General features: G+C 71.6%; 19 protein-coding genes. 9 read left to right on the forward strand and 10 right to left on the reverse strand.

Annotated features, from left to right (window positions below):
* Window positions 1-212 precede the first annotated feature (212 nt).
* Window positions 213-581, reverse strand: a complete 369-nt coding sequence (locus AMK31_RS04345) for a helix-turn-helix domain-containing protein (protein WP_073939026.1) — start codon at window positions 579-581, stop codon at window positions 213-215.
* Complete coding sequence (locus AMK31_RS04350) at window positions 578-829, reverse strand: thiamine-binding protein (RefSeq protein WP_073939027.1); 252 nt, start codon at window positions 827-829, stop codon at window positions 578-580. Before AMK31_RS04350 ends, AMK31_RS04345 begins: the two co-directional genes overlap by 4 nt.
* A 172-nt stretch (window positions 830-1,001) precedes the next feature.
* On the opposite strand from AMK31_RS04350, the gene AMK31_RS04355 reads away from it, so the two are divergent.
* The 5 genes from AMK31_RS04355 to AMK31_RS04375 all read left to right on the forward strand — a co-directional run bounded on the left by AMK31_RS04355 (window position 1,002) and on the right by AMK31_RS04375 (window position 5,699).
* Window positions 1,002-1,859 (forward strand): TIM barrel protein, encoded by an 858-nt coding sequence (locus AMK31_RS04355; RefSeq protein ID WP_073939028.1) that lies wholly within the window; start codon window positions 1,002-1,004, stop codon window positions 1,857-1,859.
* 29 nt (window positions 1,860-1,888) lie between these two features.
* On the forward strand, window positions 1,889-2,779 hold the full coding sequence (locus AMK31_RS04360; RefSeq protein ID WP_073939029.1) for a 2-hydroxy-3-oxopropionate reductase: 891 nt from the start codon (window positions 1,889-1,891) through the stop codon (window positions 2,777-2,779).
* A gap of 173 nt (window positions 2,780-2,952) precedes the next feature.
* Window positions 2,953-4,410, forward strand: coding sequence for a catalase (locus tag AMK31_RS04365; protein WP_073939030.1), 1,458 nt, complete (start codon window positions 2,953-2,955; stop codon window positions 4,408-4,410).
* A 317-nt stretch (window positions 4,411-4,727) separates the two neighbouring features.
* On the forward strand, window positions 4,728-4,964 hold the full coding sequence (locus AMK31_RS04370) for a hypothetical protein (protein ID WP_073939031.1): 237 nt from the start codon (window positions 4,728-4,730) through the stop codon (window positions 4,962-4,964).
* A 156-nt stretch (window positions 4,965-5,120) separates the two neighbouring features.
* Window positions 5,121-5,699 carry a TIGR04222 domain-containing membrane protein gene (locus AMK31_RS04375; RefSeq protein WP_073939032.1) on the forward strand — a complete coding sequence of 193 codons (579 nt, stop codon included), beginning with the start codon at window positions 5,121-5,123 and terminating at the stop codon, window positions 5,697-5,699.
* Between the two features lie 66 nt (window positions 5,700-5,765).
* Here the strand turns inward: AMK31_RS04375 and gcl are convergent, their stop codons facing one another.
* A complete protein-coding gene (gcl, locus tag AMK31_RS04380; protein WP_073939033.1) occupies window positions 5,766-7,550 on the reverse strand; it encodes a glyoxylate carboligase in 1,785 nt (594 codons plus the stop codon).
* Window positions 7,551-7,743: 193 nt separating this feature from the next.
* Between gcl and AMK31_RS04385 the strand changes: the two genes are divergently transcribed.
* Complete coding sequence (locus AMK31_RS04385) at window positions 7,744-8,436, forward strand: hypothetical protein (RefSeq protein ID WP_073939034.1); 693 nt, start codon at window positions 7,744-7,746, stop codon at window positions 8,434-8,436.
* A 48-nt stretch (window positions 8,437-8,484) separates the two neighbouring features.
* On the opposite strand, the gene AMK31_RS04390 is transcribed toward AMK31_RS04385, so the two are convergent.
* The 4 genes from AMK31_RS04390 to AMK31_RS04405 form a co-directional block, all read right to left on the reverse strand.
* Complete coding sequence (locus tag AMK31_RS04390; protein ID WP_073939035.1) at window positions 8,485-9,555, reverse strand: lytic polysaccharide monooxygenase auxiliary activity family 9 protein; 1,071 nt, start codon at window positions 9,553-9,555, stop codon at window positions 8,485-8,487.
* A gap of 108 nt (window positions 9,556-9,663) precedes the next feature.
* Entirely contained in the window at window positions 9,664-9,843 is a 180-nt protein-coding gene (locus AMK31_RS04395; protein ID WP_073939036.1) for a hypothetical protein, read from the reverse strand.
* A 24-nt stretch (window positions 9,844-9,867) separates the two neighbouring features.
* The gene (locus AMK31_RS04400; protein WP_073939037.1) at window positions 9,868-12,096 is read right to left on the reverse strand and encodes a glycoside hydrolase family 3 N-terminal domain-containing protein; all 2,229 of its coding nucleotides are present in this window, start codon (window positions 12,094-12,096) and stop codon (window positions 9,868-9,870) included.
* A gap of 202 nt (window positions 12,097-12,298) precedes the next feature.
* Window positions 12,299-13,438, reverse strand: coding sequence for a GH12 family glycosyl hydrolase domain-containing protein (locus AMK31_RS04405; protein WP_073939038.1), 1,140 nt, complete (start codon window positions 13,436-13,438; stop codon window positions 12,299-12,301).
* Window positions 13,439-14,329: 891 nt separating this feature from the next.
* On the opposite strand from AMK31_RS04405, the gene AMK31_RS41275 reads away from it, so the two are divergent.
* Window positions 14,330-14,971, forward strand: coding sequence for a hypothetical protein (locus AMK31_RS41275; RefSeq protein WP_241842528.1), 642 nt, complete (start codon window positions 14,330-14,332; stop codon window positions 14,969-14,971).
* 483 nt (window positions 14,972-15,454) lie between these two features.
* Here AMK31_RS41275 and AMK31_RS04415 read toward each other — a convergent pair whose 3' ends face one another.
* Entirely contained in the window at window positions 15,455-15,898 is a 444-nt protein-coding gene (locus AMK31_RS04415; protein WP_073939533.1) for an ester cyclase, read from the reverse strand.
* Between the two features lie 215 nt (window positions 15,899-16,113).
* Here AMK31_RS04415 and AMK31_RS04420 point away from each other — a divergent pair, with 215 nt between their 5' ends.
* Window positions 16,114-16,533, forward strand: a complete 420-nt coding sequence (locus tag AMK31_RS04420) for a hypothetical protein (RefSeq protein ID WP_073939039.1) — start codon at window positions 16,114-16,116, stop codon at window positions 16,531-16,533.
* Between the two features lie 23 nt (window positions 16,534-16,556).
* The gene (locus AMK31_RS41280; protein ID WP_241842529.1) at window positions 16,557-16,832 is read left to right on the forward strand and encodes a DUF6415 family natural product biosynthesis protein; all 276 of its coding nucleotides are present in this window, start codon (window positions 16,557-16,559) and stop codon (window positions 16,830-16,832) included.
* Between the two features lie 153 nt (window positions 16,833-16,985).
* Here the strand turns inward: AMK31_RS41280 and AMK31_RS04425 are convergent, their stop codons facing one another.
* Entirely contained in the window at window positions 16,986-17,501 is a 516-nt protein-coding gene (locus AMK31_RS04425) for a hypothetical protein (RefSeq protein WP_241842530.1), read from the reverse strand.
* Window positions 17,502-17,567: 66 nt separating this feature from the next.
* Window positions 17,568-18,593: a LacI family DNA-binding transcriptional regulator gene (locus AMK31_RS04430; protein ID WP_073939534.1), complete on the reverse strand. Its 1,026-nt coding sequence runs from the start codon at window positions 18,591-18,593 to the stop codon at window positions 17,568-17,570.
* Window positions 18,594-18,654: the final 61 nt, after the last annotated feature.

The raw sequence follows: 18,654 nt of genomic DNA on the forward strand, positions 1-18,654 counted from the left end.
AGGAGCCTCCGTGGCCGTTTCGGCCATCGTGCTGAACGGGCTGCGGATAGCTAACGCCCTGCGAAACAGCACGTCAACACTTTGTTGAAAATTCGCGGTAACAAAAGCGGGATGACAAAAGCCGCCGCCCCGGACCGGGACGGCGGCCGCACACGACTCGCCACGAGGGCCGTCCGGCCCTCCTCCTCGCGGTTTCGATCCCGACTCCGGCGTCAGCCTTCCTTCTCGCGGTTGAGGTAGTTGTAGACCGTGAAGCGGCTGACGCCGAGCGCGCCGGCCACGGTCTCCACGCCGTGCCGCACGGCGAAGGCACCGCGCGCCTCCAGGGACCGCACGATCTCCTGCTTGGCCCGGCGGTCCAGGTCGGCGAGCGGCATGCCGCGCTTGCGCTCCATGGCGGCCAGGATGTGGTCGAGGGAGTCCGCGAGCTGCGGCAGCCGTACGGCCACCACGTCGACGCCCTCCCAGGAGAGCACGACGTCGTCGGGGCCGGCCTCGTCGGGCGGCAGCATCACCCCGCCCATGGCGTCGACCAGCGGCTTCACCGCCGTGATGAAGGGCTCGTCACCCGCGCCGGTCACCGGTCACCCTCCCCCACCACGTTGACCTGGAGCGAGACACGGGTGGCGCCGGCGTTCAGGGCCTTGCGCAGCAGGGCGTCCACGGCGGTCAGCACCTGGTCGGCGCCGCCCTCCGCGGTGTTGCCGAACGGGCCGACGTCGACCTCGTCCAGCTCGGCGGCCTCGATGACCTCACGCGCCACCACCGCGTGCGCGGGGGCCTCGTCGAGGTCGAAGGGCTCGGTTGTGAATTCCACTCGCAGTCGCACGGGCTCAACCTAACGCGCGCGGCGGACGTTCGGGCAGGCCTGGGGCCCGGTCCCTCTTGACAGCCTCCCGACGTCCAGGCAGTCTTCCTCACGTCTTCCGGTAAGCAGAAATCAACTTCCGCAATGCGAAAGAGCAGGGCGGAGGGCAAGTCAGGAAGGGAGCGCGGATCCGATGCCAGGTTTTGAATCCAGCACAGCCGCAGACCAGCGCTTCAACGTCAACCTGTCGATCCTCTTCACGGAACTCCCGCTCCTGGAGCGCCCCGCGGCCGCCGCCGCGGCCGGCTTCACCGCGGTCGAGCTGTGGTGGCCCTGGATCGACACCCCCACCCCCGAGCGGTCCGAGCTGGACGCGCTGAAGAAGGCGATCGAGGACGCGGGCGTACAGCTCACCGGCCTCAACTTCTACGCCGGGCAGCTCCCGGGCCCGGACCGCGGCGCCCTGTCGGTGCCGGGCGCCGAGTCGGAGCGGTTCCGCGCCAACATCGACGTGGCCGCCGACTTCGCCGCCTCCCTCGGCTGCAAGGCGCTCAACGCGCTGTACGGCAACCGCGTGGAGGGCGTCGACCCGGCCGAGCAGGACGCGCTGGCGCTTCAGAACCTGACCCTCGCGGCCCGGGCCGCCGACCGGATCGGCGCGATCCTGCTGATCGAGGCGCTGAACCAGCCCGAGTCGCCGCTGTACCCGCTGGTGAGCGCGCCCGCCGCGGTCGGCGTCGTCGACAAGGTCAACGAGGCGACGGGACTGGGCAACGCCAAGTTCCTGATGGACCTCTACCACCTGTCCATGAACGGCGAGGACCTGCCGTCGGTGATCGAGCGGTACGCCGCGAAGACCGGCCACGTGCAGATCGCCGACAACCCCGGCCGCGGCGCCCCCGGCACCGGCACCCTGCCGCTGGAGGACCTGCTCGACCAGCTGAGGAAGGCCGGTTACGACGGCTGGGTCGGCCTGGAGTACAAGCCGGGCGACCGCCCGAGTGCGGAGGCCTTCGACTGGCTGCCCGCCGAGGCCCGCGCCGCCCGCTGACCACCTTGCACCAAGAGAGGCACCCCATCATGAGCAACCTTCCCAAGATCGCCTGGATCGGCCTCGGCATCATGGGCTCCCCCATGTCCGAGAACCTGCTCAAGGCGGGTTACGACGTCACCGGCTTCACCCTCGAGCAGGAGAAGCTGGACCGCCTGGCCGCCGCGGGCGGCGCCGCCGCCTCGTCGATCGCCGAGGCCGTGCGCGACGCCGACGTGGTCATCACGATGGTGCCCGCCTCCCCGCAGGTCGAGGCCATCGCCTACGGTCCGGACGGCATCCTCGAGAACGCCAGGTCCGGCGCCCTGCTGATCGACATGTCCTCGATCACCCCGCAGACCTCGGTCGACCTGGCGAAGGCCGCGCGGGACAAGGGCATCCGCGTCCTGGACGCCCCGGTGTCCGGCGGCGAGGCCGGCGCCATCGAGGCCGTGCTGTCCATCATGGTCGGCGGCGAGCAGGCCGACTTCGACCAGGCCAAGCCGATCCTCGAGGCGCTGGGCAAGACCATCGTGCTGTGCGGCCCGCACGGCTCCGGCCAGACCGTGAAGGCCGCCAACCAGCTGATCGTCGCCGTGAACATCCAGGCGTGCGCCGAGGCCGTGGTCTTCCTGGAGAAGTCGGGCGTGGACCTGAAGGCCGCACTGGACGTCCTCAACGGCGGCCTGGCGGGCTCGACCGTGCTGACGCGGAAGAAGGACAACTTCCTGAACCGCGACTTCAAGCCGGGCTTCCGCATCGACCTGCACCACAAGGACATGGGCATCGTCACCGACGCCGCCCGCAACGTCGGTGCCGCCCTGCCGGTCGGCGCCGTGGTGGCCCAGCTGGTCGCGTCACTGCGCGCCCAGGGCGACGGCGGCCTGGACCACTCGGCCCTGCTGCGGGCCGTGGAGCGCCTGTCGGGCGCCCAGGTCTGACCGGCCCCACCGAGACCCCGGGCGGCGCCGCCGCTGACACCTGTCCTGTCGCGCCCAGGCGGCGGCGTCGCCCGGAATCCACTTCAACAAACTGTTGACGCCCAGATCGGCCCACTTCTAGGCTCCACAAAGCGGAAATGGTTTTCCGCTGCCCCTCGTACGGAAGGTCCACGATGTCGAAGCGCGTGCTCACCACCGAGTCCGGCGCCCCGGTCGCCGACAACCAGAACTCCGCCTCCGCCGGCGTCGGCGGCCCGCTCCTGCTCCAGGACCAGCACCTCCTGGAGAAGCTGGCGCGCTTCAACCGGGAGCGCATCCCGGAGCGCGTGGTGCACGCGCGCGGCTCCGGCGCCTACGGCTACTTCGAGGTGACGGACGACGTCACCGGCTACACCCACGCCGACTTCCTGAACACCATCGGCAAGCGCACCGAGGTCTTCCTGCGCTTCTCCACCGTGGCCGACTCGCTCGGCGGCGCGGACGCGGTGCGCGACCCGCGCGGCTTCGCGGTGAAGTTCTACACCGAGGAAGGCAACTACGACCTCGTCGGGAACAACACCCCGGTGTTCTTCATCAAGGACCCGATCAAGTTCCCCGACTTCATCCACTCGCAGAAGCGCGACCCGTTCACCGGCAAGCAGGAGCCGGACAACGTCTGGGACTTCTGGGCCCACTCCCCCGAGGCCACCCACCAGGTGACGTGGCTGATGGGCGACCGCGGCATCCCGGCGTCGTACCGCCACATGAACGGCTACGGCTCGCACACCTACCAGTGGACGAACGAGGCGGGCGAGGCCTTCTTCGTGAAGTACCACTTCAAGACGAACCAGGGCATCCGCTCCCTGTCCACCGAGCAGGCCCAGGAGCTCGCGGGCAAGGACCCCAACTCCCACCAGACGGACCTGCTCCAGGCCATCGAGCGGGGCGTGAACCCGTCCTGGACGCTGTACGTGCAGCTCATGCCGGCGGCGGAGGCGGCGGACTACCGCTTCAACCCGTTCGACCTGACCAAGGTGTGGCCGCACAAGGACTACCCGCTGCAGCGCGTGGGCCGCCTGGTGCTGGACCGCAACCCCGACAACGTCTTCGCCGAGGTCGAGCAGGCCGCGTTCTCCCCGAACAACTTCGTGCCGGGCATCGGCCCGTCCCCGGACAAGATGCTCCAGGGCCGGCTCTTCGCCTACGCCGACGCGCACCGCTACCGCCTGGGCGTCAACCACACCCAGCTCGCGGTGAACGCGCCGAAGGCGACCGTCGCGAACAACTACGGCCGCGACGGCCTGATGGCGGTCAACGGCCAGGGCCGCCACGCCAAGAACTACGAGCCGAACTCGTACGACGGCCCGGTCGAGACCGGCCGCCCGCTGTCCGCCCCGCTCGCGGTGGCCGGGTACACCGGCAACCACGCGGCGCCGCAGCACACCAAGGACGACGACTTCTTCCAGGCGGGCGAGCTGTACCGGCTGATGAGCGCGGAGGAGAAGTCCCGGCTCGTCGCCAACATCGCCGGCGGTCTCTCCCAGGTCTCCCGCGACGACGTGATCGAGAAGAACCTGGCCCACTTCCACGCCGCCGACCCGGAGTACGGCAAGCGCGTGGAGGAGGCGGTCCGCGCCCTGCGCGAGGACTGAACTCCCTGACTCCCTGACCGTGCCCGGCCGCCGGGCGGCCCGGATGAGGGGTGGCCGCCCGCGGTGGGCGGGCACGGACAGGGTGCGGACCGCGGCGGCGTGCGAGCCAGTGCGGTGGTGAAGGAATCGCGACCCCCTTCTCGACCTGAGGGAAGGGAGTTCACGGCTCCGTCGCATCCGCCGCGGTCCCAGCAACACCTCGGCAGGACCCCGGACGAGCGCCGGGTGCGGACGGTCCCGCACCCGGCGCTTTCCCGTGCCCGGCCGCCCGTGCCCGCCGGGGTGCGGATTCATCCGCCGCGCAGCACGCTGAAGGCATGGCACAACCAAGGCAGCATCCGCACGTCGTGGTCCATCCCCCCGCCCTGGACGGATCCCGACGGGTCACGGAGGGCGACGAGACGCTGGGCATCGCCTCGCACGCCGACGACGTCGGCGAGATCCTGCGGCTGGCCGACCTGTACGTGACGGACGTGGCGGAGAACGACCTCATCGAATGGCAGGGCGGCGGCCCCGACGACTGGCCGGGCCTGTCGGAGCACCACGCCGGCTGAACGGCCGTACGTCACCGGCCGTACGGCGGCTACGACATCCTCAAATGAACCTCTGAACCCGTCCCCGCGAGGCGTGAGCGACCCCCGGGGGCGGGCACAGTGCTGTCACGGGACCCGCCGGCACGGGGGCGGCGGGCCCCGGCACGGGGGTGAGCCATGAGCGACGGTACGGCGGGCCTGGAGCCGCACGAGATCGCCCTGCTGCGGGGCGGCCCGCGCGCCGCCGTCACCGTCGCCCTGGTGGCGCTGCATCTGCGGGGCGTGGTGGAACCCGGACGGCCGGGCACGGTGCGCGCGGTGCCCTGGGACGCCGCGGTCTCGCGGCTCTCCTCCCCCTGGGAGGACGTCGTGCACTCCGAGCTGGAGAAGCCGCTTCGGCCACGCCGGCTGACGCGCCGGCCGTACGTGCGGCTGGGCGTGTCCCTGATCCGCGTCCGGCTCGCCGAGGAGGGACTGCTGCGCTGGCCGTTCCTCGGACCGACACGGGCCGCCCGCCGCGACCTGGCGGCGCTGCGGGAACGGCACCCGCCGCCCGCCCGACGGCAGGGACTGACCGACCACGACAGACTGCTGGCCGTCGCCCTGCACGGCGAGGCGGCCCTGCGGGTGCTCGTGCCGCGGTTCGCCTACCGGACGGGGCTGCTGCCCGGCGCCGGGGTGGCGGACCCAGGGAGCCCGGGGTCCTCCTGGGGTTACGGCGGCGGGGCGCACGGCTGCGGCGGGGGCTCCGACTGAGCCGGTGCGGGCATGCCGAAGGGCGGCCCACCCTCCCCGGATGGGCCGCCCTCACCGCTCGGCGCGTCAGGCCTTCAGCGTCTTGATCGAGGTCGGGGCGTGCCCCGGCTCGGTCGCGATGTCCTCGAACTCCACGACGTTGCTGATGTCGTTGGTGCCGGACATGGAGATGTTGGTGACGCGCTCCAGGATCGCCTCGACGACGACCGGCACCTGGAACTCGGCGGCGAGCTTCTTGGCCTGCTCGAAGGCCGCGCCCAGTTCGTTCGGGTCGGTCACCCGGATCGCCTTGCAGCCCAGGCCCTCGGCGACCTTGACGTGGTCGACGCCGTAGACGCCCAGCTCGGGCGAGTTGATGTTCTCGAACTCCAGCTTGACCTGGAAGTCGATCTCGAACGCCCGCTGAGCCTGGCGGATCAGGCCCAGGTAGGAGTTGTTGACCAGCACGTGGACGTACGGGATCTTGTGCTGCGCGCCGACCGCCAGCTCCTCGATCATGAACTGGAAGTCGTAGTCGCCGGAGAGGGCGACGACCTGCGCGTCCGGGTCGGCCTTCGCCACGCCCAGCGCGGCCGGGATGGTCCAGCCGAGGGGGCCCGCCTGGCCGCAGTTGATCCAGTGGCGCGGCTTGTAGACGTGCAGCATCTGGGCGCCGGCGATCTGGGAGAGGCCGATGGTGGAGACGTACCGGGTCTCCGCGCCGAAGGCCTTGTTCATCTCCTCGTAGACGCGCTGCGGCTTGATCGGGACGTTGTCGAAGTGGGTACGGCGCAGCAGGGTCGCCTTCTTCTCCTGCGCGGCGGCGGCCCACGCGGAGCGGTCGGGCAGTTCGCCCTCGGCCTTCAGCTCCCGCGCGACCTCGACGAACAGCTCCAGCGCGGCCTTGGCGTCGGAGGCGATGCCGTAGTCCGGGGCGAAGATCTTGCCGATCTGGGTGGGTTCGACGTCGACGTGGACGAACTTGCGGCCCTGGGTGTAGACGTCGAGCTTGCCGGTGTGGCGGTTGGCCCAGCGGTTGCCGATGCCGAGGACGAAGTCGGACTCCAGGAAGGTCGCGTTGCCGTAGCGGTGCGAGGTCTGCAGGCCGACCATGCCGGCGTTCAGCTCGTGGTCGTCGGGCAGCACGCCCCAGCCCATCAGGGTGGGCACGACCGGGGTGCCGGTCAGTTCGGCGAACTCCACCAGGAGGTCGGCCGCGTCGGCGTTGATGACACCGCCGCCGGCGACGATCAGCGGGCGCTCGGCGGCGTTCAGCATGCCGAGCGCCTTCTCGATCTGGGCGCGGGTCGCGGCCGGCTTGTACACCGGCAGCGGCTCGTACGTCTCCGGGTCGAACTCGATCTCGGTGAGCTGGACGTCGATCGGCAGGTCGATGAGGACCGGGCCGGGACGGCCGGAGCGCATCAGGTGGAAGGCCTGCTGGAAGACGCCGGGGACCTGCGCGGCCTCCAGGACGGTCACCGCCATCTTCGTGACCGGCTTGGCGATGGAGGCGATGTCGACGGCCTGGAAGTCCTCCTTGTGGATCACCGCGGTCGGGGCCTGGCCGGTGATGCACAGGATCGGGATGGAGTCGCCGATGGCCGAGTACAGGCCGGTGATCATGTCGGTGCCGGCCGGGCCGGACGTGCCGATGCACACGCCGATGTTGCCGGGGTGGGTGCGGGTGTAGCCCTCGGCCATGTGGGAGGCGCCCTCGACATGGCGGGCGAGGGTGTGGTTGATGCCGCCGGAGGCCTTGAGGGCCGCGTAGAAGGGGTTGATCGCGGCGCCGGGCACACCGAACGCGTCGGCGACGCCCTCGCGCTTGAGGATCTCGACTGCCGCACGGGCAGCGGTCATACGAGCCATGGGAACTCCTGGTTCGGCTGTCGGATTCGCACTCCCGTCGCGCCCCGCGGTGAGCACCCCTCCGTTGTTCAATTTCCGCATTTTCCGTATTGCGGAAACTAACTTCTACTATCTGGAAGCAAGGTAATGGGGTCGGCGAAAGCCGTCAAGAGACGCTCCAACCAACGGACAAGCGGGCCGCCGCTGGAGCACGATGGAGGGCATGTCCGAGAGCGTGCCGGTGCGCTGCCCGGCCTGCCGGCGGGCCCACGTCTACGCCGCGCCGTCCTATCCGTGCGCGTGCGGCGCGCCCGTCACACCACCGCTCGACCCGCACCCGGCGGCGACCGCCGTCACCCACCGCGCCTGGGACGAGGAGTGGGTGACCGTGCGCTGCCCGGCCTGCGACCGCGTCACCCAGTGGCCCCACCCCGAGCTGGGCTGCCCGTGCGGCACGGTGCTGCGGATACCGGTGGCGGGCGCGCCCGCCGAGCCGCCGGACACCACCCCCGCGCCCACCCGCCCCGCGTTCCAGCCGGTGACCATCCGCACCGCCCGGGACGCGGTCACCGCCGCCGCCCTCTATCTGCGCTGGCTCGGCCACCGGGACGTCCGGCGCGCGGACCGGCGCCCGCCGTCCGGCATCGGCCTCGCCGCCCGCGGCGTGCTCGCCCAGGTCGACCCGACCGTGCGGCCCGCGCAGCCCCGGGACGTGGAGTGCCTGTGGCTGACCGCCATGGCGGAGTCCGCGGCCTGCGTCTACTTCTCCCTCGCCGGGTACACCGACGAGGCCCGCGCCCGCGCCGACACGCTGCGCGTCCCCCTGTTCGTGCTCGACCTGACGGGCACCCCGCAGCCCGTCAACGACCACGCCGACGCGCTCGCCGCCGAGGCCCCCCGCGCATGACGGCGCCGGCTCCCGGTGAACCGGGAACCGGCGCTGCGAACAGGGGTGCTACGGGTTGACGCAGCCGATCGAGCCGACCGGGAAGTCGTTGCCGGTCGACGTGGCGGTGAAGCCGAACGTCACACTGCCGTCCGGCGCGATGGTCCGGTTGTGGTCGGCGTTCCTGACCGTGACCGCACCGTCGGTGCCGGTGCTGAGCGTGCCGTTCCAGACACTGTTGATCCTCGTGCCGGCGCCCGGCTGCCAGCGCACCGCCCAGCCGTTCTGCGGTGCGGTGGCGTGGTTCATCACCTCGACGGAACCCTGGAAGCCGCCGTTCCAGGAGTTCGTCACCGAGTAGACGGCCATGCACCCGGTGTGCGGGTCGGTGGGCGTCGGGGTCGGGGTCGGGGTGCCGTTCGAGCCGCGGATGCCCGTCACCTCGCCGTTGCCGCCGTCGAAGACGATGTCGGAGCAGGAGAAGAAGTTCTCCTGGCTGTCCGAGCGCACCCACTGGATGAACATCACCGCGTCACCCGAGCGGCCGGAGGGCAGCTTCAGGTCCCAGTAGTAGTGGCCGGTCTCGCTGCCCACCGAGCCGGACTGCGGCGGGTTGGTGACCGTCTGGACCAGCTCCAGGTCGTCCCAGCCCAGCTCGGTCGCCGGCGAGTAGCCGGGCTTGGAGACGTACACCCGGAAGTCGCCCGGGTGCGCCGCCCAGTTGCTGTACTTCACCCGGATCGTCGCGCCCGAGGTGAGGTGCGTGCGGGGCCAGTCGGCGCGGGCCGCGTTGTAGCCGGTGAAGTTGTACGGGGAACGGTCGCCGGCACTGCACAGCTTGCCGTCCGGCACGTAACCCGCGCCGCGTCCGCCCGCGTTCGAGTCGAGCACGGCGAACCAGTTGTACAGCGCCGTCGCGCCGCTCTCGGCGAGCGCGGCCTCGCAGGCCGGGTTCGTCGGGTCCAGGGAACCGGTGCTGGTCTTGGCGTCCAGGTAGCAGAGGTAGGTACGCGAACCCGGCATCATCGCCACACCGTGCGCCTGCGCGCTTCCCTGGCCGAGTAGCACCAGGCCGATCCCGCTGAGCAGGGTGCCCAGCACCGCCGCCCAGGAGAGGAGGCGGTTTCTGCGTCGAGCCATCGTGTCTGTCTCCTGTCGTTGGTCGGGACTGTCCGCTGTGGAGCCCCCGCCCGCCCGGGGAACGCGTCGCACCGGACGGGCGAGGGAGTGTGTGGGGGTGTACGCGGATCAGTCGGCCGGCGCGCTCCACGTCCTGGACACGTCCGTCTCCGCGGCGGGCGCCTCGCCCGCGGACAGCTGAGCCGCCGCCCCGAGCAGCAGGGTGGTCACGACGGTGGCCAGCGCGGCGGCCCGCCTGCGATGCGGTCGGCGCGGCCGGGCGGCCCCGCGTCGGGTCCGGTCAGTCATGTGCTGTCTCCTCCCTGGGGCGGGTCACGCGGCGGTGCAGCGCGGGGCGGGCGCGCCCGCGGGGCCGCTCGCGGTGAAGCCGAACGATGTCGTGGCACCGGCGGAGAGGGTGCCGTTGGAGGTGGTGTTGCGTACGGTGACGCGGCCGTCGGCGACCGTGTGGGTGCCGTTCCAGAGACTGCCGACGGTCGCGCCGCCGAGGTCCCAGTCGACCGTCCAGCCCGTGACCGGGCCGGTGCCGGTGTTCTTGACGGTGACCTCCGCCTGGTGGCCGCCGGGCCAGGAGTTGACGAGCCGGAGGCCGGCGGTGCAGGCCTTCGCCGGACCGGGCTCGGGGTCCGGATCAGGGTCCGGGTCGGGATCGGGATCCGGGTCCGGGTCGGTGTCGTAGGTCAGGCCGTGGCCGTACGGGAAGAGCGGGCTCTTGCCGTCGCCGTCGTTGATCGGCTGCTGGGCGGCGGCGCGCATCCACGTCATGGGCAGCTTGCCGGTCGGCGCGTGGTCGCCGAACAGCACGTCCGCCACCCCGCCGCCCTCGGTGCCGGGCAGCCAGGCCGCCAGCAGCGCCCGCCAGTCGGGCAGCCGGTCGGCGATGTCGAGGGGACGGCCGGAGACCAGCACCACCACGACGGGCACGCCGCTCGCCTTCAGCCGGGCCAGCGTCTGCAGGTCCTCCTGGTCGAGGCCGAGGCCGTCGGGCCGGTCGCCGCGCATCTCGGCGTACGGGGTCTCGCCGACGACGGCCACGGCGGCCGTGTAGCTGCCGTCGATACCGTTGCCGTAGCGGTCGTAGGTGACCCGGGACGGGTCGGTGACGGCGGCGCGGATGCCCTGGAGGACGGTGGTGCCCTCGGTGACGGGCCCGCTGCGGCCCTGCCAGCCGAGGGTCCAGCCGCCGCTCTGGTTGCCGATGTCGTCGGCGGACTTCCCGGCGACGAACAGCTTCCCCGTCTTCGGCAGCGGGAGGACGCCGCCGTCGTTCTTCAGCAGCACCTGCGAGGCGCGCACCGCCTCCCGCGCGAGGGCCCGGTGCGCCGCCGAACCGACCGTGGAGGTGTACGAGCGGTCGGTCAAGGGCCGCTCGAACAGCCCGAGTCGGAACTTCTTCGCCAGGATGCGGCGGTTGGCGTCGTCGATCCGGGCGAGCGGCACACGGCCCGCGGTGACCTCGGCGCGCAGCAGGCTCAGGAACCTCTTGTAGTCGTGCGGGACCATCACCATGTCGACGCCCGCGTTGACGGCGGTGGCGATCTCGGCGCCGGTGAAGCCGCTCTGCCCGTCGAGCTGGTCGACCGCCGCCCAGTCGGACACGACGAAGCCGGTGAAGCCCAGCTCGCCCTTGAGGACGTCGGTGACCAGGTACTCGTGGGCGTGCGAGCGCACCCCGTTCCAGCTGCTGTAGGAGAGCATCACCGAGCCCACGCCGCGCCGGACCGCCTCCCGGAACGGCGGCAGGTGGACGGCGCGCAGCTCGGCCTCGGAGATCCGGGTGTCCCCCTGGTCGGTGCCGCCGCTGGTGCCGCCGTCGCCGATGTAGTGCTTGGCGGTGGTGAGCACGGAGGCCGGGCCGGCGCCCAGCGTGTCGCCCTGCATGCCGGTGATGAACGAGGTCATCGCGGTGGGCAGTTCGGGGGTCTCGCCGAACGACTCGTAGGTGCGGCCCCACCGGTCGTCGCGGGCCACGCACAGGCACGGCGCGAAGGACCAGTCGATGCCGGTGCCCGCCACCTCCTCGGCCACCGCGCGCCCGACGCGCTCCACCAGGGCGGGGTCACGGGTGGCGCCGAGACCGATGTTGTGCGGGAAGATCGTCGCGCCCCGCACCGCGTTGTGCCCGTGCACCGCGTCGATGCCGTAGATCACCGGGATGCCGAGCGGCGTGGTCAGGGCGGTGCGCTGCAGGGAGTCGTAGGTGTCGGCCCAGGTCCGGGCGTTGTTGGGGCTGACCGTGGAATCGCCGCCGGAGAGCACCGAGCCGATGCGGTAAGCGGCCAGGTCGGACCGCGGGACCAGGGCGTCCTTCTCGACCTGCGTCATCTGGCCGAGCTTGTCGTCGAGCGTCATCCGGCCCAGCAGGTCGTCGACCCGCTCCGGCACCGGCAGGGAGGGGTCCTGGTACGGCAGGACGGCGGCGGGGACGGCGGCGCCCTCGGGCGGGGCGGCGGCGGTCAGCGCGGTCACCGCGAGGGCCACGGCACACAGCGCTGCGACGATCGCGGGACGGCGGGCGGAGGGTGCGGGGCGCGGGCTCATGGGCGGGGGCCTTTCCGGGTGCGGGCCGGAGGGGCGGGGAAGGTGCGCCCCGGGGCCCGGCCCCCTGTCGGCGCGGGGAAGGCGGGCGGGCCCCGGAACGGGCCGGTGCGGCGAACGAACCGCCGGATCGGAGGAAGCCGGATCGGACGATGCCGGATCAGGCGAAGCCGAGATAGGCGAAGCCGGATCAGGCGAGCCCGGATCAGGCGACGGTGCAGGCGGTGCCGTTCAGGGTGAAGCCGGCGGGTTCGGCGAAGCTGCCACCGTAGGTGCCCTGGAACCCGAAGGTCTGGGTGCCGCCCGCCGCGATCCGCGCGTTGTGCGCGGCGGGGCTCACCGTGACGGCGCCCGAGGACCCGGACACGGTCGCGTTCCAGGCGGTGGCGATCCGCTGCCCGGACGGCAGCGTGAAGCCGAGCTGCCAGCCGTCGACGGCGGTCGAACCGGTGTTGCGGACGGTGACGTCGGCGGTGAAGCCGCCCTGCCAGACGTTGGCGCCGTACGACACCTCGCACGCCGCCGCGGGATCGCCCGGGTCGCCCGGGTCACCGGGGTCGGTGCCGCCGATGTTCACGGCCGAGGAGAAGGAGTTCACGCTCAGCCCGGCCCCGTTCTGCCACGGCTCGAACCCGGCCTGAACACTCGTCAGGTACCAGTTGCTCTGGGCCATGCCACGGGCGACGGTCTGGTCGACGAAGTCCATGACGTCGAAGCTCCAGCTGCCGATCGCCGACGGGGCGACGAAGGAGATCACGTCGTTGGAGCCGTTGCTGCCGGTCCACACCTCCCAGGTGCGACCGCCGACGGTGGCGGTACCGGTCGGCGCACCGATCGGCTGGATCGGACCGACCCGGTTGAACCAGATCATGATCTCGGTCCGGTTGACGCCGTCGGTGCGGGGCGTCGGGTCCAGCCAGATGTCGTACGACGCGTTGAACACCGCGTTGGACACGAAACCGTACGAGATGCTGCTGGGCGCGCTCGAGATGGTGCTGAGCCGCGCCGGGAGCTTGGTGCCGGGCGAACAGTTCGTGTAGTGGCAGCCGTTGAAGACCGAGGGGTACGACTTCGGCGCCCCGTTGGTGGGCACCGACCCGTCGGCCTGGGCGACCCGGAAGCCGGTGTCGGTGGCGGTGACGCACTGCGTGGCGCTGGTGCCCCAGCGGTTGTTCTGGACGACGTAGCGTCCCTGGATCACGGTCGATCCGTACTGCTCGCAGATCGTGGTGTCGGCCTGGGCCGGCGCTCCGGCGGCGACGAGTGCCGCCAGGGTGGCGAGCGCGGTGAACAGCGCGCCGAGAAGGGCGCGGACGGTGCGGAGGCGGTGCGGTGACGATCGCATGCGGGGGCCTCTCTGGAAGGGAACTGGCGGTCTTCTGTTTTTCGGGAGCGCTCCCACCTCCCCACTGATGGGAGCGCTCCCACCCCACCGGTTTCGGACGCGACTGTAGGAGCCGTCCATGTCCCTGACAACCCTGCGCGCGCGAATCCGTCGAATGGATTTCGAAGACGCAGGTCGGGTGGGTGACGCTTGGGCGGATCGATCAACGAGCTTGAAGATCGAAGGAGTTGGGAGCGCTCCCGAAAGTTGCGAGAGCCGAACGCAAGCGCGACGGATCGTCCAGTTCCCTCTACGAGGAGATCGGGGGGACGGGAGCGGTCGGGGATACGGCAGCCTGGCGTCTCTGCAGCCCCAGCCGCTCCCGGTACCGCTCCGGTGTCGAAGCAGAACGGAGTCAAGGATGCCCGCGCACAACGACGTTCCAGCTACATCGACATTCGGTCAGCGTGTCCAACGCGCTCGCGAACGAACCGGGTAGACCAGGGCTGTCGTCGCGGGACTCATGGAGCAGTCCACCGAGTGGGTCAAGGCGATCGAGACCGGCCCAGCACGGCGCCCTGCCCGTCATCAAGCGCTCGCTGACGACCTACCGACTCGCGTCCGCCGACCGGGAGCCGGAGCCCGCCGACGTACTCGCCGCACGCCTGCGGCAGGCCTGGAAGCTGTGGCATGCCCGTGACCGCCGTTCGGGCCCGGGTCACACCGTCGAGGGCAACCGGTCCCGCATCGCCGCTCTCCTGCCCTCGCCGACACCCACACGCCACGCGCTCGCTCGAGGGGGCCGACCGCCGGCGCGCCCTCGTCGCGCTCGCCGAGACCTACCACCTGACCCAGTTGTTCCTCTCCTTCCAGCCCGCCCCGGAGTTGGTGATGCTCACGGGAGACCGGGCCATGACGGCGGCACAGGACGCGGACAGCCCGCGCGCGATCGCCGCGGCCGCCTGGTACGTCAACCACGTCCACCGGGACGCCGGAGAAGCCTCGGAAGCACGCGTCGAGCCGGCCGAACAGGCTGCCGCGCTGCTGCCGGACCAGGACGACCCGGAGCACATCGCCCGCCTCGGCCTGCTCCACCTGGCGGTAGCCCTGTCGTACGCCAAGACCGGGCAGGCCGGGGACGCTTGGAGGTATTGGGACAAGGCCGACGCCGCCGCCCGCCGGCTCGGAGACGGCTACTCGCATCCCTGGCTCATGTTCGGGCGGGGCATCGTCGACGGCTACGCCATCACCATGCACAACGATCTCGTGCAGCCGGGCAAGGCCCTCCAGATCGCGGACTCTCTGGACCTTGACCGGATCCCGTCGGCAACCCGCCGCTCGTACCACCTGATCGAGACAGCCCGCGCCTACGGCATGGCCGGCAAGCGCGTGGCGGCCGTCTCCCTGCTCAAGAAGGCCTACGAGGAGTCGCCGGAGACGATCCAGTACAACCTGCACACCCGCGGCGTCCTGCCGGAGCTGGTGAAGTCGGGACCGCGCATGGTCCGCGACGACGCACTTGGCTTGGCGCGAGATCTGGGAGTGCCCGTGTGATCGCGTAGGGGTAGAAAACCTACCCTCACGTCTGGGGGCAACAGGTCTACCCCTCAAGGGCGTTGACTGCCCGTAGCGTCGGCAGCTCCGAAAGACCCCCGCGACCGCGCGAACGGTCCGGGGGCGGACCGCGGGCCCCGGGGCGGCACCGCCGCACCAACACACTCCCCGTGCTGTCCCCTGCCCCCGCCCGTCAGACGGAAGCGACGCGCCTCATCCGCACAGGCACCGTGGGAGCACGCGGGCGTCCTTGTCCGGCCCTACGTGGCTCGCCTGGGAACGGACATCCACGCGAGCGCCCAGGCGGGCCCCCTCGGGGGTGAGCGCTGGTGGTGACCTACCAGCCCCGCCTCGGAGACCTCGTCCAGGACACCGGCGCACGGAAGATCGCCCCGCTCGTCCGCTACCCGTGGCGGAGGTGCGGGGCGCCTCCCGCGCTGAAGGGAAACGGCTGGACGCAGGCGAGGCGTCAGGGGGGCAAGTTCAAGAGGGACCGTCGTTGATCACGCCGAGCTGCCGCAACTGCGAGAGCACGTCCACGACGCCCCAGATCTCGGCGATCCGGCCGCCAGTGAAGCGGAAGACGAAGATCTCGTCATACCGGACCGATGCGCCTGTCGGCGGGAGCCCTCTGTACTCGCCCTGGTGGGTCCCGGTGACCGTGTTCCTGACCACGACCTTGTCCCCCTCGGCGATCAAATCCTCCACCTCGACACGGAGATCGGGGAACGCGCGAAGCAGCACCACCCACACCCGTTTGAGCGCCTGCGCCCCCGTCGCGCCCATCGGCACGGGCGCGTGGAACAGCAGGTCCGGGGCGACGACCTCGTCGATGGTCTTGGCGACGGCCTCCGCGTCGCCGCTGTTCATGGCGTCGTGCAGACGGCTGAACACCGCCTTGTTCCGGGCCACCTGGTCTGTCGACATGCGCTCCTCCTCGAATCGGCCGCACGTGACGGCATACGGCGGCTCCGCATCCAGGACGAGACACCTCACCACGATGTGACATACGGAGGGCGCGGTGACGCGCGCGGACGCACGTCGCGCCATGCGTCACACTGTCGTCGTTCGTGATCAGGCGTGCTGCGGGGGTCCGTGCGGTGAGCGGGAGAGAGAAACGGCCGACGCGATGGCGTCGTCGCGTGGTGCTGGTGGCTCTGACCGCCGCGCTTCTCGCCGCGGCCGCCTGGCGACTCATCGACGTCCAGGACTCCAAGCCCCGGCTCGCTGTCGTCCCCTCCCGTTCCTCGGTGCTCGGTACCTGGGAACTGGAGGACGACGCCGGCGGCCAGGTGGAGTTCGCCGCCGACGGGCGGTTCTCGGCGGTCGACCTGCCGGTCAGGACGTCGCCGGGCGGGGAGTTCACCGGCGCCGGAAGCTGGTCGCTGGACGACCGGGGCGGGTCCGTGAAGCTCGCGCCGGATGATCCCCCCGCGGGCATGAACCCGCAGCCCGGCCTGGCGGTCGTCCGCGCCGACGGGGACGTGCGGTTGTGTGTCACGTCCGGGTCGCCGGGCGTGCTCTGCGACCAGCTGCTGCGGCTTGCGGCGGCGCCTCGGTGACCTGCGCTGCACTCTGGACCCGCGTGTGTACGGCGTGGTCTCCGACGCCGACGGTCAGCGTCTGCGCAGGGTGCCGGTGCAGCGGGTGTGAACGCGTCCGGACCGGTCCGCACGGTCCGGAGAGCCGGCCCGCCCAGTTGGCGCTGGCCGGTGCCGGCGAGGCACGCCGCCGCCTGCTGGAACCCGGGGCAGCGGATCTGAAGGGCGAGGTCGCGCGCGCGACGCGGCTCGCCCGTTCAACGGTGGCCCTGTGCGACCACTACGACGCGCTCACAGGTGCCGTGACGTGCTTGGTCTGACCGCCTGATCAAGCACGGCGAAGCGTCCGTCGCCTACGACCGGTTCAAAGTCCCTGCTGAAGAGTCGCACGCTGTTGTGACCCAGCAACGCGTGCCCTTTCGGCCGCGTCGATGGCACTTTGACGGTTCGCCGGGCGCAAGTGCCACACGGAGTCACACGGGCAGCCCCACGTGATCGGCGAGCTCGCGCATCTCCGGCGTCAGTGTCCGCCGTCTGCTCACGATGCGGTCGAGGATGTCACGGGCGTACCGCTGGTTGGGCAGCCACTCCGACGAGCCGGCCCGGATCCGGTGGAAGACGTCGACGGCCTCGGCGTACTGCCGCAGCTGCGTGTGCGCGCTCGCGACATCGAGCAGGTGCCTGTTCCGGTTGTTCGACGTCGGCTTGAGGCTGTCGGCGGGGATGCGCGAGGCGAGGGAGAGCACCTTGTCCGGCCGCCCCGCGACCATCGCGTTCTCCGTACGCTTCAGTTCGACCGTGATCGGCCCGAAGGTGCGCGGGAAGTCACCCTCGGGTGTGCAGTCGCGCCCGAGCGCCACCGCCGCGGACTTCGCGAGCCGCAGCGCGTCCTCGGCCTCACCGGGGCGGTTGTCACGGATGGCGGCCGCCGATACGCGCAGCAGGAGCCAGCCCCACGCGCTCAGCTCGGCCGGCGTCGCCCGGGACATGCGCGGCTCGACGTCGTCGGCCCAGCGGACGGCCAGCTCCCGGGCCTCTGCCCTTGTCGTGGCCCGTCACGCCGACTCCCGCACCACCAACCGCGTCCGCAGGATCACATGCCGCCAGGCCACCTCCGGCTGTTCCATCTCCTCCAGCAGCAGTCGCACCAGCGTGTGGCCGATCTCCTCCAGTGGCTGGCGGACGGTGGTCAGGGGTGGGTCGGTGTGCTGGGCGAGTTGGAAGTCGTCGAAGCCGATGACGGCGACGTCGTCGGGGACGCGGCGGCCTGCCGTGCGGAGGACGGCGAGGGCTCCGGCGGCCATGGTGTCGGAGGCGGCGAGGACGGCGTCGACGTGCGGGTGCCGGCGGAGGAGTTCGGTCATCGCCCGGCGTCCGCTCGCCTCGGTGAAGTCGCCCTCGACGGTCCAGGAGGCGTCGGCGGGCAGGCCGGCGTCGGCGAGGGCCTGGTGGTAGCCGCGCAGACGGCACTGGGCGACGTACATGCCGAGCGGGCCGGTGATGGCGGCGATGGACCGCCGGCCGCCGCGCAGCAGGTGGGCGACGGCGTCGCGGGCGCCGCCCACGTTGTCGGCGTCGACGTAGGTGACCCGCTCGTCACCGGAGCGGCGGCCGAGCAGCACGGTGGGCAGGCCGGCGTCGGCGAGCATGTCGGGCAGCCGGTCCTCGGCGCGTACGGACATCAGCAGGACGCCGTCGACGCGGCCGCCGCGCGCGTACTCGACGAAGCGCTGCCGTTCGGCGTCCGTGCGGACCAGGGTGAGCAGGAGTTGTACGGAGGTGTCGGTCAGCGCGTCACCGACGGCGGTGACCGTCTCGGAGAAGAACGGCTCGCCGAACAGCCGCCAGTCGCGTTCCGTCATCACCAGTGCCACGGCGTCGGCCCGCCGCCCGGCGAGCGACCGTGCCGCCAGGTTGGGCACGTAGCCGAGTTCGGCGATGGCCCGCTGCACGGCGCGGCGCGTCGACTCCTTGACGCCCGCCTCGTTGTTGACGACGCGGGAGACCGTGCCCCGCCCGACGCCGGCGAGTGCGGCCACCTGTTCCAGTGTGGGCGTCGTACCGGCCCGCCGTCTGACCATGTCCACCCCCCATGGGCGTCCGATCTTACGGGCCGTGGCCCGTCGTGATCGAACGCCCGGG

Source organism: Streptomyces sp. TSRI0107, assembly GCF_001905845.1.
GTDB lineage: Bacteria > Actinomycetota > Actinomycetes > Streptomycetales > Streptomycetaceae > Streptomyces.

Coding starts and splice junctions, on each gene's coding strand:
- AMK31_RS04365 (WP_073939030.1), top strand. CDS start 2,953: ATGTCGAAGCGCGTGCTCACCACCGAGTCCGGCGCCCCGGTCGCCGAC.
- AMK31_RS04430 (WP_073939534.1), bottom strand. CDS start 18,593: ATGGTCAGACGGCGGGCCGGTACGACGCCCACACTGGAACAGGTGGCC.
- AMK31_RS04405 (WP_073939038.1), bottom strand. CDS start 13,438: ATGCGATCGTCACCGCACCGCCTCCGCACCGTCCGCGCCCTTCTCGGC.
- AMK31_RS04360 (WP_073939029.1), top strand. CDS start 1,889: ATGAGCAACCTTCCCAAGATCGCCTGGATCGGCCTCGGCATCATGGGC.
- AMK31_RS41275 (WP_241842528.1), top strand. CDS start 14,330: ATGACGGCGGCACAGGACGCGGACAGCCCGCGCGCGATCGCCGCGGCC.
- AMK31_RS04370 (WP_073939031.1), top strand. CDS start 4,728: ATGGCACAACCAAGGCAGCATCCGCACGTCGTGGTCCATCCCCCCGCC.
- AMK31_RS04385 (WP_073939034.1), top strand. CDS start 7,744: ATGGAGGGCATGTCCGAGAGCGTGCCGGTGCGCTGCCCGGCCTGCCGG.
- AMK31_RS04375 (WP_073939032.1), top strand. CDS start 5,121: ATGAGCGACGGTACGGCGGGCCTGGAGCCGCACGAGATCGCCCTGCTG.
- AMK31_RS04425 (WP_241842530.1), bottom strand. CDS start 17,501: ATGTCCCGGGCGACGCCGGCCGAGCTGAGCGCGTGGGGCTGGCTCCTG.
- AMK31_RS04355 (WP_073939028.1), top strand. CDS start 1,002: ATGCCAGGTTTTGAATCCAGCACAGCCGCAGACCAGCGCTTCAACGTC.
- AMK31_RS04415 (WP_073939533.1), bottom strand. CDS start 15,898: ATGTCGACAGACCAGGTGGCCCGGAACAAGGCGGTGTTCAGCCGTCTG.
- gcl (WP_073939033.1), bottom strand. CDS start 7,550: ATGGCTCGTATGACCGCTGCCCGTGCGGCAGTCGAGATCCTCAAGCGC.
- AMK31_RS04390 (WP_073939035.1), bottom strand. CDS start 9,555: ATGGCTCGACGCAGAAACCGCCTCCTCTCCTGGGCGGCGGTGCTGGGC.
- AMK31_RS04400 (WP_073939037.1), bottom strand. CDS start 12,096: ATGAGCCCGCGCCCCGCACCCTCCGCCCGCCGTCCCGCGATCGTCGCA.
- AMK31_RS04395 (WP_073939036.1), bottom strand. CDS start 9,843: ATGACTGACCGGACCCGACGCGGGGCCGCCCGGCCGCGCCGACCGCAT.